Annotated in this window: 18 protein-coding genes; 13 read left to right on the forward strand and 5 right to left on the reverse strand. The window is 62.0% G+C overall.

Features of this window, described 5'->3' with window-relative positions; genetic code table 11:
- Window positions 1-42: 42 nt before the first annotated feature.
- The 3 genes from AC1D06_RS09575 to AC1D06_RS09585 all read left to right on the forward strand — a co-directional run bounded on the left by AC1D06_RS09575 (window position 43) and on the right by AC1D06_RS09585 (window position 1,555).
- Entirely contained in the window at window positions 43-246 is a 204-nt protein-coding gene (locus tag AC1D06_RS09575) for a cold-shock protein (protein WP_477876022.1), read from the forward strand.
- 95 nt (window positions 247-341) lie between these two features.
- Entirely contained in the window at window positions 342-581 is a 240-nt protein-coding gene (locus AC1D06_RS09580) for a BrnA antitoxin family protein (protein ID WP_477986074.1), read from the forward strand.
- Window positions 582-853: 272 nt separating this feature from the next.
- Window positions 854-1,555 carry an SDR family NAD(P)-dependent oxidoreductase gene (locus tag AC1D06_RS09585; RefSeq protein ID WP_477986035.1) on the forward strand — a complete coding sequence of 234 codons (702 nt, stop codon included), beginning with the start codon at window positions 854-856 and terminating at the stop codon, window positions 1,553-1,555.
- Between the two features lie 112 nt (window positions 1,556-1,667).
- On the opposite strand, the gene AC1D06_RS09590 is transcribed toward AC1D06_RS09585, so the two are convergent.
- A complete protein-coding gene (locus tag AC1D06_RS09590; RefSeq protein WP_477986036.1) occupies window positions 1,668-2,135 on the reverse strand; it encodes an SRPBCC family protein in 468 nt (155 codons plus the stop codon).
- 226 nt (window positions 2,136-2,361) lie between these two features.
- Between AC1D06_RS09590 and AC1D06_RS09595 the strand changes: the two genes are divergently transcribed.
- The 10 genes from AC1D06_RS09595 (at window position 2,362) to AC1D06_RS09640 (ending at window position 11,870) form a co-directional block, all read left to right on the forward strand.
- On the forward strand, window positions 2,362-3,630 hold the full coding sequence (locus tag AC1D06_RS09595; protein WP_477986037.1) for a M20/M25/M40 family metallo-hydrolase: 1,269 nt from the start codon (window positions 2,362-2,364) through the stop codon (window positions 3,628-3,630).
- A complete protein-coding gene (locus tag AC1D06_RS09600) occupies window positions 3,630-4,430 on the forward strand; it encodes a FadR/GntR family transcriptional regulator (protein ID WP_477986038.1) in 801 nt (266 codons plus the stop codon). Before AC1D06_RS09595 ends, AC1D06_RS09600 begins: the two co-directional genes overlap by 1 nt.
- Window positions 4,427-5,386: an ABC transporter permease gene (locus tag AC1D06_RS09605; protein ID WP_477986039.1), complete on the forward strand. Its 960-nt coding sequence runs from the start codon at window positions 4,427-4,429 to the stop codon at window positions 5,384-5,386. The genes AC1D06_RS09600 and AC1D06_RS09605 overlap by 4 nt, the downstream gene beginning before the upstream one ends.
- Window positions 5,383-6,243, forward strand: a complete 861-nt coding sequence (locus AC1D06_RS09610) for an ABC transporter permease (RefSeq protein WP_477986040.1) — start codon at window positions 5,383-5,385, stop codon at window positions 6,241-6,243. Before AC1D06_RS09605 ends, AC1D06_RS09610 begins: the two co-directional genes overlap by 4 nt.
- Entirely contained in the window at window positions 6,240-7,136 is an 897-nt protein-coding gene (locus AC1D06_RS09615; RefSeq protein ID WP_477876030.1) for an ABC transporter ATP-binding protein, read from the forward strand. Before AC1D06_RS09610 ends, AC1D06_RS09615 begins: the two co-directional genes overlap by 4 nt.
- The gene (locus tag AC1D06_RS09620) at window positions 7,129-7,941 is read left to right on the forward strand and encodes an ATP-binding cassette domain-containing protein (protein WP_477876031.1); all 813 of its coding nucleotides are present in this window, start codon (window positions 7,129-7,131) and stop codon (window positions 7,939-7,941) included. The genes AC1D06_RS09615 and AC1D06_RS09620 overlap by 8 nt, the downstream gene beginning before the upstream one ends.
- Window positions 7,934-8,740, forward strand: a complete 807-nt coding sequence (locus AC1D06_RS09625) for an alpha/beta fold hydrolase (RefSeq protein ID WP_477876032.1) — start codon at window positions 7,934-7,936, stop codon at window positions 8,738-8,740. Before AC1D06_RS09620 ends, AC1D06_RS09625 begins: the two co-directional genes overlap by 8 nt.
- Before the next feature lie 25 nt (window positions 8,741-8,765).
- Complete coding sequence (locus AC1D06_RS09630; protein ID WP_477876033.1) at window positions 8,766-10,325, forward strand: ABC transporter substrate-binding protein; 1,560 nt, start codon at window positions 8,766-8,768, stop codon at window positions 10,323-10,325.
- Between the two features lie 123 nt (window positions 10,326-10,448).
- Window positions 10,449-11,414 (forward strand): NAD-dependent epimerase/dehydratase family protein, encoded by a 966-nt coding sequence (locus AC1D06_RS09635; protein ID WP_477876034.1) that lies wholly within the window; start codon window positions 10,449-10,451, stop codon window positions 11,412-11,414.
- Between the two features lie 207 nt (window positions 11,415-11,621).
- Window positions 11,622-11,870: a hypothetical protein gene (locus tag AC1D06_RS09640; protein ID WP_477876035.1), complete on the forward strand. Its 249-nt coding sequence runs from the start codon at window positions 11,622-11,624 to the stop codon at window positions 11,868-11,870.
- Window positions 11,871-12,184: 314 nt separating this feature from the next.
- Here AC1D06_RS09640 and AC1D06_RS09645 read toward each other — a convergent pair whose 3' ends face one another.
- From AC1D06_RS09645 to AC1D06_RS09660, 4 genes are all read right to left on the reverse strand, one after another.
- Window positions 12,185-12,568, reverse strand: coding sequence for a nitrile hydratase accessory protein (locus tag AC1D06_RS09645; protein WP_477986041.1), 384 nt, complete (start codon window positions 12,566-12,568; stop codon window positions 12,185-12,187).
- Window positions 12,555-13,214 carry a nitrile hydratase subunit beta gene (gene nthB / locus AC1D06_RS09650; RefSeq protein ID WP_477986042.1) on the reverse strand — a complete coding sequence of 220 codons (660 nt, stop codon included), beginning with the start codon at window positions 13,212-13,214 and terminating at the stop codon, window positions 12,555-12,557. The genes AC1D06_RS09645 and nthB overlap by 14 nt, the downstream gene beginning before the upstream one ends.
- Window positions 13,211-13,834, reverse strand: a complete 624-nt coding sequence (gene nthA / locus AC1D06_RS09655) for a nitrile hydratase subunit alpha (RefSeq protein ID WP_477986043.1) — start codon at window positions 13,832-13,834, stop codon at window positions 13,211-13,213. Before nthA ends, nthB begins: the two co-directional genes overlap by 4 nt.
- A 71-nt stretch (window positions 13,835-13,905) precedes the next feature.
- Window positions 13,906-14,145: a type II toxin-antitoxin system Phd/YefM family antitoxin gene (locus tag AC1D06_RS09660; protein WP_477986044.1), complete on the reverse strand. Its 240-nt coding sequence runs from the start codon at window positions 14,143-14,145 to the stop codon at window positions 13,906-13,908.
- Between the last annotated feature and the right edge of the window lie 73 nt (window positions 14,146-14,218).

The following is a 14,218-nucleotide window of genomic DNA, read 5'->3' on the forward strand; positions in this document are numbered from 1 at the left end:
GTAGCGTGGCTCTCACTGCACAGTCACCAAGGAAAGTTGAGCATGCCCACAGGAACAGTGAAATTCTTCAACAACGACAAAGGTTTTGGTTTCATTACGCCCGAAAACGGTGGAGCGGACGTGTTCGTTCACGTCTCCGCCTTACAGAGCGGCGGCTCCCTTCGCGAAGGGGACAAAGTGAGCTATGAACTCGGCCAGGATCGAAAGACCGGCAAGTCGAAGGCGGAACGCGTAACGACCGTCTGAGCAATATCCTCAATTCGCCTCTGCTTCGGCTTCTCCGCTCGGGCATGCCTACCGAGAGGCGGATTGTGGAATCCTGAACTATAGGAGGCTTGTTGATGGCAAACACACCGCGAAGACCTGCCAATCCAATGGACGCGGCGGAGGCTTTATTCAAGCCAGCCAAAAAGGTCGCCGCGCCGGCCGTCGAACGACGGGTCTTGCCAGTGACCAAAGAGGCTGTGTCGCTCAAACTCGATAGCGACGTGCTCGCCTATTTCCAGGAGGACGGACCGGGCTGGCAAGATCGCATCAACGACACATTGCGCGCAGCGATGAGAAATAATCGATCGTCGTGATCTCTGGTTCGACAGTTCGGCTTTGGCGAGATCCGGCGATTTACCGATCCGGATCTGTCGCCATTCTCCGACGTTATGAGAATTAGGCTCAAACAGCGAAGCTTACCGGTCTTTCAGGCGAGATCGCCAGTGTCGGCGAGCGCGCCGGCGCTTTTCGCCCATGGCATGGCCGCGGCGACGAAATACATCACTTCCGCAAGATGCTGCTGGAGACATGGTTGCCGTTTGCGGCGAGCCCGATATAGTCGTGCCGGATCAAGCGAGGATGAGACATGAAGCCGAATGTCGTGATGGTAACCGGCGCGGCCGGCAATCTTGGGCAGGCCGTCGTGGCGGACCTCGCTGCTCGGGGCGCCGGCCTCGCCTGTGTCGAGCGCGATCCGGAAAAACTCGACGCGCTCGTCGCCTCGCTGCCGACGGATGCGGTGGTACTGAAACTGCCGGGTGTCGATCTCGGCGATTTCGACGCCTGCCGCAAGGCAGCGCAGGCGGCCGAAGGCCGCTTCGGCCGCATCGACGCGCTGGTCAACACCGTCGGCGGTTTCAAGATGGGGCCGGTCGGCGAGGACGGCCTGGCGCAATGGGACGCGATGCTGTCGATCAACGCCCGCACGGCCTATGCGATCAGCGCCGCCGTGCTGCCCGGCATGCAAGCGGCGAAGAATGGGCGCATCGTTCATATTGCCGCGGCACCCGGGCTGAAAGCCGGCGCCCGCCAGGCAGCCTATGCGGCGTCGAAGGCGGCGGTGATCCGGCTGACCGAGGCGCTCGCCGCAGAAAACCATGCCCACAGGATCACGGCCAATTGCATCCTGCCGGGAACGATCGACACGCCACAGAACCGCGCTGCCATGCCCGACGCTAATCGCGACAACTGGGTGACGCCCGAGGCGATCGCCCGGCTGATTGCCTTCCTGATTTCGCCGGAAGGCGGCATCGTCACCGGTGGCGCAATACCGGCAACGGGGTTTTAGACAGCAAGAGGCATGATGGTTAGCCGGCTTCGCCTCTCGAAATCCCGCGGAGCGACGTGAAAGTTTTCGCGCGGTCGACAGCCTCGGGCAGCCAATCGCGCATCGCCGATCGTTATTGCCTTGCGGCAAGGCGGCTGACAATGCCTCGCCGGCCGCGTTCCATGACCACACCATGGTTCCATGAGAAAACCGGTTTCAAGATGAAAGCGAGATTGACCATCCAGGGCTTCGTCACCTCGACGATCCAGTCGTAGCGGAGATTGCACCCGGCGCCCTCCGATGTCAGCGTCCAGCGGCCGGTGCCATCGAGTTCGCCTGAGGCGCGGCCTTCGATGACGGTCATCGGCTCGACCCTGGTCGTGCGCATATTGAAGGTCAGGTCATAGGGCAGCGCAGTCCCCCAGGTCAGCCGCCGCAGCGCTCCGATGCCATCGGCATCGCCGGGCTCGATCACCTCGACCTTGCGCACTGAGGACCACCATTGTGGCCATGTTTCCGGCGTGGTCAGGATGTCCCAGACCGGCTCGACCGGAGCGTCGAGACGCCAGTTGGTGACGAGATGAAAGTTCGCGGATGCCATGCCAGCCCTCCGGCCCACCCTCTTCGCCGGGAAATCACGGCGAAAGTTTCGATCTCGAAATCCCGGACCGAATCTATAGTGAGACCTGCGCTCCTGCTTGTCCAGATTGTCGTTTGATCGCAGCGATCGAGCCTGTGCCACCGATATTTCACGCATCAACGAATCGCCTTGCATCGCGACATTTTTGGTATATGGTCTGGACAATAAACCATAAAAGTGGGAACGCATGCTGGACGATCTGGATCGCGCAATCGACGCGCATCGGGAGGCTATGTTTGCCTTTCTCGAAGACCTTGTTCGCGCCCCGAGCACCATCGGCTCGGAACAGGCGGCGATGGGGATTTTTGCCAGGCAGGCCGAAACGCTTGGCCTCGATGTCCAACGTCTGCCGTTTCCCAATACCAAGGTCGAGGATCCACGCGCCGGCGTCACGCCGCCGGCCGATCTCCTCACGCCCGACCGTTACCAGGTGTTGGCGACCACGCCGGGAAAGGGCGAACTAACGCTGCTGCTCAACGGCCATATGGATGTCGTGCCGGCAGATTCGCCCGAACTCTGGACCACGCCGCCCTTCGAGCCGTCCCGCCGCGACGGCCGGCTTTATGGCCGTGGCGCAATGGACATGAAGAGCGGCTTTGCTGTCGGCATGCTGGCGATTCAGGGTCTCAGCGATGTCGCGCCCGATCTGTTCGCCGAAAAGCGGCTCGGTTTCGTCGCCGTGGTCGAGGAAGAATGCACCGGCAACGGCACGCTTCTGTCGGTCGCCGACCATAGTGTCACCGCCCGAGAAGTTGTGGTGCTGGAGCCGACCGATCTCGGCCTGCTTCTCGGCGGCGTCGGCATATTGTGGGTCGACATCAAGATCGCGACCGAGGCCGGTCACGCCTATTCCGCCGCCGCGGTCAATGCCATAGAACTGGGCATGCGGCTGGTCGCGGGGCTGCGCCGCTGGGCCGACGACCTGCACCAAACCAATCCCGAGCCGAATATCGGCGCCAATGAGCGGGCCTATAACATCAATCTCGGCAAGGTCGCCGCTGGCGACTGGACGTCCAGCGCTCCGGCCAGCGCAACATTCAGCGTCCGCATCGGCTTTCCGCGCGGCTGGGCGCCGGAGAAGGCGGAGGCGCGGGTTCGGGCTGCGATTTCCGATATGGCTGAGGCCGATCCGGATTTCACCAGCGAGCCAATCATGACGCTCAGCGGCTTCCGCGCCAAGGGCCACTTCATTGAACGCGATGCCGCGCTGGTGCGTGATCTGGCGCAGGCGCATGCCGAGGCGCACGGCGCGCCACCGGCGGCCTTCATGCTCGGCAGCACGTCGGATGCCCGCGTCTATCTCGAGGATCTCGGCATTCCCGCCGTCTGCTATGGCGCCAAAGGTGCCAATCTTCATGGCGTCGACGAATATGTCGAACTGCAGAGCATCGTCGATGCGGCCCGCACGCTGGCGCGGTTCCTCTTGAAGCGGTTCGGCCGCGAGGAGGGACAATGATGCCGGGCGACGATATCATCAGCGATGTGGTTGAAACGGAGGAGCACCCGCCACGTCGCCGACTGCATCTCGGTGCGCCGATCGTCGGCCGCCGCATCGCCGAAGATGTGGTTGACCGACTGGTGACTGCCGTGGCGCTCGGACTCTATGTGACCGGCCAGCAATTGCCGACTGAACGCGAGCTCGCCACCATGCTCGGCGTCTCCCGCACCTCGGTGCGCGAGGCGCTGAAGGAACTGACCGATACCGGCTATCTGGAAGTCCGGCGCGGCCGCAATGGCGGCTATTTCGTGCTGGCGAACTGGGGGCCAAGTTCGGCCGAGCATGTCCGCCGCCAGCTCGTCGACAACTGGACCGAGTTCGAGCACATATTCGATGCTCGCCGGCTAATCGAGTCGACCATTGCCCATACCGCCGCCGAGCGACGCCTCGACAGCGACATGGGACCGATCGTGGCCGCTTTGCAGGCCTATCTCGACGCACCCGACCGCGACGCCTCGCGGCAGGCAGATTCCGCCCTACATCGGGCAATCGCGCAAGCGACGCACAATCCGATCCTCGTCGACCTGTCCGTCGACCTGCGCACCCGAATCAGCCTCAATCTCGGCGCCGAACCCTTTACCGAAGAGGTGCGCCGGATCGCCATCGGCCAGCACCAGGAACTGGTCGCAGCCATCGCCGAAGGCAGGGCCGACGATGCCGCAGCGATCGCCGCCAGGCATTTTACGCTCACCGAACGGCTGATGCGCGAAATCGTCGCCCGCGCCGGCGCCGAAGAGCAGCAAGGGCGCTCGCCATGAACCGGCAGATCGCCTTCGTGCTGCGGCGCGTGCTGCTGACCATTCCGACGCTGTTCGTCATGAGCGTCATCGTCTTCCTGATTATTCGCCTCGTGCCCGGCGATCCCGTCCGCACCATGCTCGGCTTCCGCGCCACCGACGAAAATGTCGCCGAACTGCGCCGCCAGCTCGGCCTCGACCAGAGCCTGTTCGACCAATATATCAGCTGGATCGGCGGACTTATGCATGGGGATCTCGGCAAGGATATTGTCAGCCATGCATCGCTTTCCGAACTCCTGGGGCAGCGCCTGCCCGTCACCTTCGAACTGACCGGACTTTCGATGCTGCTCGCTGTCATCGTCGGCGTACCGCTGGGGGTCAAGGCGGCGGTTGGCGGCAAGTGGCTCAATCGGCTGACGGAAGGTTTTGTCGTCTTCGGCATCAGCGTGCCGGATTTCTGGCTCGGCATCATCCTCGTGCTGCTGTTCGCCGCCACGCTCGAATGGCTGCCGCCCTCAGGCTATATGCCCTTTAGCCGCAGCCCGCTGCTGAACCTGCGCTATATGGCGCTGCCGGTGCTGACGCTCGCTGTCGGCGAGGCGGCTTATATCCTGCGCACCACGCGCAGCGCGGTCACCGCCGTGATGGGCCGGCCTTTCGTCACCTTTCTACGCGCCAAGGGGATCAGCACCCAGCGCATCGTCTTCGGCCATGCGCTGCGCAATGCCGGGCCATCGATCGCCACCGTGATCGGCATCCAGGTCGGCGTGCTGCTCGGCGGCGCGATCATTATCGAGACCATGTTTGCCCTGCCCGGCGTCGGGCGGCTGGTCGTGACCGGCATCAACCAGCGGAACTATCCGACCGTGCAGGTCGGGGTGCTGGCAATCGCCACTATCTTCATCGTCGTTTCGCTGATCACCGACCTGATCGTCGGCTGGCTCGATCCGCGCGTCATGGATGGAGAAGCCACATGAGTGCGGTGGAACCGACGACGACGGTAGCGGAAGTGGCGACACGCAACTCGGCCTCACGCTTCATGCTCATCGGCGGCGTCATGCTGGCGGTGCTGGCACTGCTGGCGCTTGCCGCGCCATTGGTCGCGCCGCATGATCCCGAAGCCGTCGAAGTGCATCGCGTGCTCGGCGCGCCGGATATGCAGCATCTGTTCGGCTCCGACGTGCTCGGCCGCGATGTGCTTAGCCGGGTCATCTATGCATTGCGCGTCAGCCTGCTGGTGTCGATCTCGGCGGTCGCTGCGTCACTCATCATTGCCGTGCCGCTCGGGCTGCTGGCCGGCTATTTCGGCAGTTGGGTGGATACGGCCATTTCGCGATCCGTCGACATGATCCTCGTCCTGCCGGCCATGCTGCTGGCGATCACCTTCATCGCCATTCTCGGGCCGGGCAGCGTCGTCGCCACGCTTGCCATCGCCGTCATCTACCTGCCGATCCTCGCGCGCGTCATGCGCACCAGCACGCTCGTCGTGACCCGTAACGACTACGTTGCCGGCTCCCGCGCCCGAGGCGCCAGCCATTTGCGTGTCATTTTCCAGCATGTCGCGCCCAATGCCTTGGGGCCGGTGATCGTGCAGGCCTCGGTGCTCTGTGCTTTTGCGCTGCAACTTGAAGCGGGGCTCTCGTTCCTCGGCCTTGGCGTACAGCCGCCGACACCGTCGCTCGGCGGCATGTTGTCGGATGGGCGCGATGTGCTCAACCAGGCGCCGTGGGTGGAGATCTTCCCGGGTCTGGCGATCGTCGTCGCCGCGCTGGCCTTCAGCTTCCTCGGCGAAGGGCTGCGCCGCGCCTTCGATCCGCGCGGGGTGGCCGGATGAGCGCGGTCCTGTCCATCAGCAATGTCGGAGTCCGGTTTGCCGGCGACGACGCGCGGCCAGCGGTCGACGGCGTGTCGCTGGAGATCGAGAAGGGCGAGATATTTGGCATTGTCGGCGAGAGCGGCAGCGGCAAGAGCACGCTCGCCAATGCCGTCATGGGCCTGCTGCCCACAAACGCCAAAGTCAGCGGCAGTATCCGTCTCAATGACCGGGAGATTGCCGGCCTTGGTGAGGATGAATTGCGGCGCCTGCGCGGCGTCGACATGTCGATGATCTTTCAGGATGCTTCGGCGAGCCTCGACCCGGTCTGGCCGGTCGGCGACCAGATCGCTGAAACGGTCCGCGCCCATAGCAGCGTCAGCCGGCGCGAAGCCAAGGCGCGCTCGATCGCGCTGATGAACGAAGTGGGCATTCCCGACGCTGCCGCGCGCTATGGCAGCGTTCCGCATCGTTTCTCTGGCGGCATGCGCCAGCGCATCGTCATTGCCGCGGCGCTTGCCAACAATCCCGGCCTGTTGATCGCAGACGAGCCGACGACGGCGCTCGATGTGACCATCCAGGCGCAGGTGCTGCAGCTGATCGACCGGCTGCGGCGCCAGCACGGCACCACTGTTCTCCTGATCACCCATGATCTCGGCGTCGTCTCGCAGGTCTGCGACCGCGTCGCGGTCATGTATGGCGGACGGCTGCTGGAGGTGGCAAAGACCGCCGATCTGTTTGCCCGGCCGAACCATCCCTATACGCGGGCATTGCTCGCCGCCAATCCGGCCGGCGCGCCGCGGCACAGCCGGCTGCCGGTGATCCCCGCCGAATGGAGCGTCGAGAGCCTCGAACAATCGGAGCGGCTGAGGGCAGCGGCGCCACGACAGGCGGAGGAGGTCGGCCATGGCTGAACTTCTTCGTGTCGACGGTTTGAAGAAAACTTTCGTCACCGGTGGGCCGCCCTGGAACCGCCACATGGTGGCTGCGGTCGACAATGTCTCGCTGTCGGTCATGCGCGGGCGGACGCTGGGCCTGGTCGGTGAATCCGGCAGCGGCAAGAGCACGCTTGGCCGCTGCATTCTCGGCCTGACGCCTGTCGATGGCGGTCGCGTGGTGTTCGATGGCGCCGAGGTGCAGGGCCTGCGCGGTAAGGCGCTGCATGATTTCCGCCGCCGCGTGCAGCCGGTGTTCCAGGATCCGTATGGCAGCCTCGATCCTCGCTGGACGGTTGGCCGTAGCGTGCGTGAATCGCTCGATTGCTACCGGATCGGCAGCACGGCCGATCGCGAGAAGCGCGTGCTCGATCTTTTCAGTCGCGTTGGACTTAACCCGGCTCTGGCCGGCCGGCTGCCGAACCACCTCTCAGGCGGCCAGCGGCAGCGCGTGGCGATCGCGGCGGCATTGGCGAGCGAGCCGGAACTGATCATTGCCGACGAGCCGGTCAGCGCGCTCGACATGAGCGTCCAGGCGCAAATCCTCAATCTGCTGCTCGACCTGCAGCAGGATCTTGGCGTCGCCTGCATCTTCATCACCCATGACCTCGGCGTCGTCGAACATGTCAGCGACGACGTCGCCGTGCTCTATCACGGCAAGATCGTCGAGATGGATGCCACCGACCGGATCATGCGCAATCCGCAGCACCACTATACCCGCACTTTGCTCGCGGCCGTGCCCCGCCCCCCGTCAACCCCTTACCAAGGAGGCTCCCTTGCCTAAGACGAATGTCAATGGAATCAGCATCAATTATGAAGTGGATGGTGAAGGCGCCCCGAATGGCACCATCGTGCTGATCAACGGCCTAGCCGATGACCTGCTCTCCTGGGGGTTTCAGATGCCGGCGCTGCTCGAAGCCGGCTATCGCGTGCTGCGCATCGACAATCGCGGCATCGGCCTGAGCGACCGGCCGGCCGGCCCCTATTCCGCCCGCATGCTCGCCGATGACGCCAAGGCCGTGATCGACCAGCTCGGCTTCAGGAATTTCCACCTGATGGGCGTGTCCATGGGCGGCATGATCTCACAGGAATATGCGCTGGCCTATGGCGGCGACCTCAAATCGCTGACGCTTGCCTGCACCTATGGCACGGTCGACAAATTCTGCCTGACCATGTTCAACATGTGGGCCGATCTCGCTGCCAGGATCGACGTGCCCTTCGTCATGCGCGATGTGTCGCTCTGGGCTTTTACCGTGCCGTTCTTCAACGAGCGGCCGGCTGATGCCGCCGAGTTCGCCGAGGCAATGGCCGCGCTCGACATGTCGCTCGAAGCCTATCTGGCGCAGCTCGCCGTCATCCAGAATCATGACGCCATCGGCCGGGTCGGCCAGATCAAGGTGCCGACTTTGGTGCTTGCCGGTGAAGAAGACATCCTCATTCCCGTGCGGCTGTCGAAGAAACTGCATGAGGCCATACCCGGCGCGCAATGGGCCACGACACCGGGCGGTCATGCCTGCCTGTGGGAAACACCCGATCCGTTCAACAAGGCCTTCCTCGATTTCGTTCGCAGCCAGTCCCGTTAGCCCGTTTTCAACAAGGGAGAGTTTCATGCATACGATACCGCATTCTCTGACTTCCGCCTTTGCCAGACCGCTCACCCGCACTCTCGCCGCGCTGTCGATCGGCCTCCTCGTCTCCGTCGCCGGCAGCACGGCCTGGGCCGCCGCGATCAAGGATGGTGGCGATCTCCGCGCCGCGCTCACCGGCGAACCCGACGTGCTCGACCCTGCGACCTCGTCCATCTATACCGGTGCGCAGGTCTATGAAAGCATTTTCAGCAAGCTGATCGACATCGACGCCTCCGGCAAGTTCGTGCCGGATCTCGCGACCGCCTGGACCCAGGTCGATCCAAAGACCTGGAAATTCACGCTGGTCGACGGCGCCACATTCCACAACGGTGAGAAATTCACCTCGGCCGATGTGAAGTACACGTTCGAGCGCATTCTCAACCCGAAGACCGCGAGCGCCTATGCCGGTCTTTACGCGCAGATCGATTCAGTCGAGGCACCCGATCCGAAGACGGTGGTCTTTCACTTGAAATCGTCGTTCGGCCCGTTCCTGACCAATCTCGCCACGAATGGCGAGATCGTCAACAAGAAGGCGATCGAGAGCGGTGATCCGGCCCGCAAGCCGGTCGGCACCGGTCCGTTCGAATTCGTCGAATGGGTGCAGGGCGACCATATCACCGTCAAGAAGAACCCGAGCTATTTCAAGAAGGGCCTGCCGCATCTCGATTCGGTGACCTTCAAGTTCCTGCCGGTCGACCAGAGCCGCATCGATGGCCTTTCCGCTGGCGAACTCGACTGGGTCGATGCCATTCCGCTGCAGCAGGTGACGGCGCTGAAGAGCGATCCGCGCTTTACTTATGTCTCTGACGCCGTCGCCGGCATCCCTGATTATATCGGCCTCAACACCAAAAAGCCGCCGTTCGACAATGAGAAGGTCCGGCAAGCCGTGGCACTGGCCGTCAACCGCGCCGACATCCGCGACGTTGCCTATCTCGGCACCGGCGAACTCGGCCTCACCGAAATGCCGACGGGTTCGAAATGGTATGACGAAAAAGGCCTGTTCGCGCCGAAGCAGGATATCGACAAAGCCAAGCAACTGATGAAGGAAGCCGGCTTTGCCAACGGCGTCAAAGTCGAATATCTCGGCCTGCCGCAATATCCGGAACTGCTGAAGACCGGCCAGGTGCTGCGCGATGAACTCAAGCAGATCGGCATCGACATGGAGATCAAGCAGGTCGACGTCTCGGTGTGGTATGACGCCTTCTCCAAGGGCAGCTACCAGATCACCAGCGCCTATCAGGAACGGACGATCGATCCGGACAATTTCTATTCTCTGGTGCTGAAATCCGGCGGGCCGATCAACTCGACCAACTATTCCAACAAGGATGTCGATGCCCTGATCGACAAGGCGGCGGCGAGCAATGACGAGGCCGAACGCAAGGGGATCTACGAGCAAATCCGCACGACCACATCAAAGGATTCGCCACTGGTGTTCGTGCATTTCGAGACGCTGCATTACCTGATGAACACCAATGTGACCGGCTCAGGCATTACGCCGACACTGAGCCTGCATATGGAGAATATTGGTTTCACCCAGTAGGCGGCAGAAACGATCACTGCTCATTCGAGTGGCCGGCTTTGCAATGCCGGCCACTCGGCATTCGAACACTATTGAACGATAAAGTCCGGCTCGGTCGGATAAGGCAATTTGAAGGAGGCCGATATGGCACGCGTGATCGTCATCGGGGCAACAGGCCATGTCGGCACCTATCTTGTTCCCCGGCTTGTCGAGGCGGGGCATGAGGTCGTCGCGGTCAGCCGCGGGCAGGCGGAACCCTATCAGCCGAATCGCGCCTGGGGAAACGTCGAGCGGCGGCAATTGAACAGGACGAGCCTTGAAGACGAAGGGCGGTTCGGCCGGGAAATCCTAGCGCTGAAAGGAGACATCGTCATCGACATGATCTGTTTCACGCTGGACAGCGCAAAACAGCTCGCTGAAGCGCTTAGCGGCCATGTCAGCCATTTTCTGCATACGGGAACGATCTGGACGCACGGCTTCTCTACGGTCGTGCCGACGCCGGAGGAGGCGCCAAAAAAGCCGTTCGGCGAATATGGGATACAGAAGGCGGCGATCGAGGATTATCTGCTGCAAAAGGCACGGCTGTCGGGCTTTCCCGCCACCCTCATCCATCCCGGCCACATTGTCGGTCCCGGCTGGGACCCGTTGAACCCAGCCGGCCACTTCAATTCGGATGTATTTTCGAAACTGGCGCGGGGCGAGACGCTGGTGCTGCCGAATTTCGGCCTGGAAACCGTGCATCACGTTCACGCCGACGATATTGCCGGCCTGTTCATGAGCGCAATTGCCAATTGGAACGCTTCGGTCGGCGAGAGTTTTCACGCGGTGTCCGAGAAGGCATTGACCCTGCGCGGCTATGCCGAGGCCATGTCGCACTGGTTCGGCAAGGAGCCAAAGCTGGAATTCCTGCCCTATGACACATGGAAGGAAGGCCAGACGCCTGAGGAAGCGCAGGCGACCTGGGAGCACATTGCCCGCAGCCCCAATTGCTCGATGGAAAAAGCCAAGCGATTGTTGGGCTTTTCGCCGCGTTATACGTCGTTACAGGCGGTGCAAGAAGCGGTCGAATGGCTAATCGCCAATGGGCGCATTGAAAGCAAAGCTGTGTGATGGTCTTGAGGGATGGGCGCTCGCGCGCCACCAAAAATGGATGCGCGGTGCGACGCCTTGTCAAGCAACATTTTCCGCCGGAACTGGGGTCAATCCACGTCGCCTGTGAATTACGGGATTTGCATCAAACAAGCGTGATCGTCGCATCAATGAAACTTGCGGCGGTTATACATTAGCGTATCGTATTAAAGTGCGACCGGGGAGTTGGTGGAGCGTCGAACCGGTCTGGATGGGTTGGAGGCGATATTGGACAAGACAAATATGCCAGCGGCAGCGCCGCGTGCCGCTGCCGAGCGATTTCGGTCGGAACTGCGTGATCGGCTCATGCGCATGCGCGCGGTTGCGGGCCAGAACACAGGCAAATCGCACTATCTCGACAGCCTGGAGCAAAGTTCAGCAGCTATTCTGCGTGCGATCGCCAATGACGATAAAAAACCGGCATCGGCGACGAAATGAAGGCATGCGCATCGCGACATTGTCGCAAATTGCTGCACTGCAAATTTATTACTTGAAATTTGTGCGCCGCAGCATTATACCTATGCACAGGAAATCAATTCTCCTCCCAAGTGATTTCCGCATGATCGACGGTCATCCTCCTCCCGACCGTTGACCTATATCAGAAGCCCGGTGTACCTCCTCCCACACCGGGCTTTTTTATTTGCCATTTACGAGATGTTCATGACCGCAGATATAGGGTCGCTATAGCCGCGGTCCTGTAGTGCGTACGCGGTCACTTCCTTCCGCTTCAGACCAAGACCGTGCTCGCCGTTTCAGATGCGTGGCGTTGAGAGCGGGTCATTTGCCAATTCGATCGGCTTGCCATGCGGCGTCGCCTCCGCGGCGCGCTGCCAACTCTCCCGCAGAGCCTCAACGGTTTCACGGTCTGCTATGCCACGGCTTTCAATCAGCGACGCCAGTGCCGAGACCCAGCAGTCGAAATAATCCTCGCCGCATTTCTGGGGGTCCTGATGCCTGAGTGCTACCGACAGCGATTCGGCCCATTCGGTCCACGTGAACAGGCCGCGTTCATGCAGATGAACGGTGAGCGCGAAGGCTTGCGCAGCCCAAGGCTCCGGAAATGCCGGCGCGCCATTATCAGTGAGTTTCAATCCGGGAGAGCCAAGCAGGCTGGTTTCGATCTCAGGCCTGTTCAAGATAGCTCTCCCAAGCATCAATGGAGACGGTAAGCGACGGATCGGCGCCGTCACCCCAGATCTCCCCGCCGTCGAAGACGACCGTGTATATCCATTGCGGATTTTCGCCTCGCCCATGCGCATTGTCGTCGGGAAAGACGAACGATCCCTGCACAGCCTCGATCACACCCTGTTTGGCGCGGGCATAGCGCGGCAGACGCGTATGGCCTGCCGGATTGAAATTGCGCGTCCTGACCTTTTCGCCCACGGCGAAACGGGGAGCGGATTCGACCGGCCGGTCACATGGGCCGCCCTTGGCCAGCGCGCCGGCCACCATGTCGGCCGTGAGGATGCGTTTCGGTACCACCGGCTCGGTTTGTCTGCGACTTGCGTCGATCTCGGCTCTCGTCGCAAAACCGTGCCGCTCCAGCAGCACTTCGAGCGCGCGGATCCAGATTTCGTAATAGCTTGCGGCGAGATAGGCGGCGGGCGGGATGTTTTCGCGCGCATGCCGGCTCTCATCGATCGTCCAGGCGCCGAAAACGCCGCAGGAGAGCACGATCCCGAGCGCCTGCTTCTCCCATTCGGCATGGAAATAGGGCTCGTTCGGCTCGGGCGCGACGGGACCGAAGCCCATCTGCCCGCCCAGGTCATGCGGGCCGTTCATGCCGGCATCCCCGCGACTGCCGCGCCGATCATCGCATCCCGGCTGACGAGGGTCGCCAATGCCTCCTGGTCGAGGCCATCCGTGCCTTCCGGCCGCTCGGGGATGACGATGTAGCGGAGTTCGGCGGTGGAATCCCAGACGCGGATTTTCTTCTCCGCCGGCAGGATCAGCCCGAATTCGGCCAGCACGCCGCGCGGATCGATGACCGCCCGCGAGCGATAGGCCGGCGCCTTGTACCAAACCGGCGGCAGGCCGAGCACGGCCCATGGATAGCAGGAGCACAGCGTGCAGACGACGAGATTATGCGTCTCCGGCGTGTTGAAGACGGCACGCATATGCTCACCCTGGCGGCCGGTATAGCCGAGACTGGCGATCGCAGCCGTGGCATCGCGCCTCAGCCAGTCGGCGAAATCTGGCTCGTTCCATGCTTTCGCGACCACATGGGCGCCGTTACGCGGCCCAACCTTGGTTTCGTAGGTTTCGACGATGGCATCGATCGCGGCCGGGTCGATCAGTCCTTTTTCCGTCAGCACCGTCTCGAGCGCCTTCACCCGCGCCTGCATGTCGGAATAGCGATTGTCATGATGATGATCGTGGTCGTGGTGATGTCCGTCGTGCAAAATCCGGCCCTCCAGAGGACTTGTCTTAAGCTTTAGAAGATTGATCGCCAAGCATACATTTGCTTGCTGGTTCAGCGGCGCCCTTCGCATTTCCACGCTTGGATTTCATCCTGGGTGACGGGCTTGGCCTGACTGCGAGCTGCACGTAGCCCTTCGATTGCCACGAGCCGGCGGCCGCGCTCATTGATTGTTACAAAATGGGCAACAGGATCGTCATCACGCATAATGATGATCTCCTCGCCTGCCTCAACGCGAGCGAGCAGTTCGGAGAAACGGACCTCGGCTTCTGTAACATCGACGATCATGGCCATATCAGCGCTCTGAGTTGAATTTCTTCCAAGTTAGGCATCCGCAAAAACTAGCCGATCAGCCGACCAACCTCAA

The sequence above is a fragment of the Rhizobium sp. P2_G2 genome, from assembly GCF_056403555.1.

Excerpts from the sequence above, each read along its gene's own strand:
- AC1D06_RS09575 (WP_477876022.1), top strand. The coding sequence starts at position 43 with ATGCCCACAGGAACAGTGAAATTCTTCAACAACGACAAAGGTTTTGGT.
- AC1D06_RS09580 (WP_477986074.1), top strand. The coding sequence starts at position 342 with ATGGCAAACACACCGCGAAGACCTGCCAATCCAATGGACGCGGCGGAG.
- AC1D06_RS09585 (WP_477986035.1), top strand. The coding sequence starts at position 854 with ATGAAGCCGAATGTCGTGATGGTAACCGGCGCGGCCGGCAATCTTGGG.
- AC1D06_RS09590 (WP_477986036.1), bottom strand. The coding sequence starts at position 2,135 with ATGGCATCCGCGAACTTTCATCTCGTCACCAACTGGCGTCTCGACGCT.
- AC1D06_RS09595 (WP_477986037.1), top strand. The coding sequence starts at position 2,362 with ATGCTGGACGATCTGGATCGCGCAATCGACGCGCATCGGGAGGCTATG.
- AC1D06_RS09600 (WP_477986038.1), top strand. The coding sequence starts at position 3,630 with ATGCCGGGCGACGATATCATCAGCGATGTGGTTGAAACGGAGGAGCAC.
- AC1D06_RS09605 (WP_477986039.1), top strand. The coding sequence starts at position 4,427 with ATGAACCGGCAGATCGCCTTCGTGCTGCGGCGCGTGCTGCTGACCATT.
- AC1D06_RS09610 (WP_477986040.1), top strand. The coding sequence starts at position 5,383 with ATGAGTGCGGTGGAACCGACGACGACGGTAGCGGAAGTGGCGACACGC.
- AC1D06_RS09615 (WP_477876030.1), top strand. The coding sequence starts at position 6,240 with ATGAGCGCGGTCCTGTCCATCAGCAATGTCGGAGTCCGGTTTGCCGGC.
- AC1D06_RS09620 (WP_477876031.1), top strand. The coding sequence starts at position 7,129 with ATGGCTGAACTTCTTCGTGTCGACGGTTTGAAGAAAACTTTCGTCACC.
- AC1D06_RS09630 (WP_477876033.1), top strand. The coding sequence starts at position 8,766 with ATGCATACGATACCGCATTCTCTGACTTCCGCCTTTGCCAGACCGCTC.
- AC1D06_RS09635 (WP_477876034.1), top strand. The coding sequence starts at position 10,449 with ATGGCACGCGTGATCGTCATCGGGGCAACAGGCCATGTCGGCACCTAT.
- nthB (WP_477986042.1), bottom strand. The coding sequence starts at position 13,214 with ATGAACGGCCCGCATGACCTGGGCGGGCAGATGGGCTTCGGTCCCGTC.
- AC1D06_RS09660 (WP_477986044.1), bottom strand. The coding sequence starts at position 14,145 with ATGGCCATGATCGTCGATGTTACAGAAGCCGAGGTCCGTTTCTCCGAA.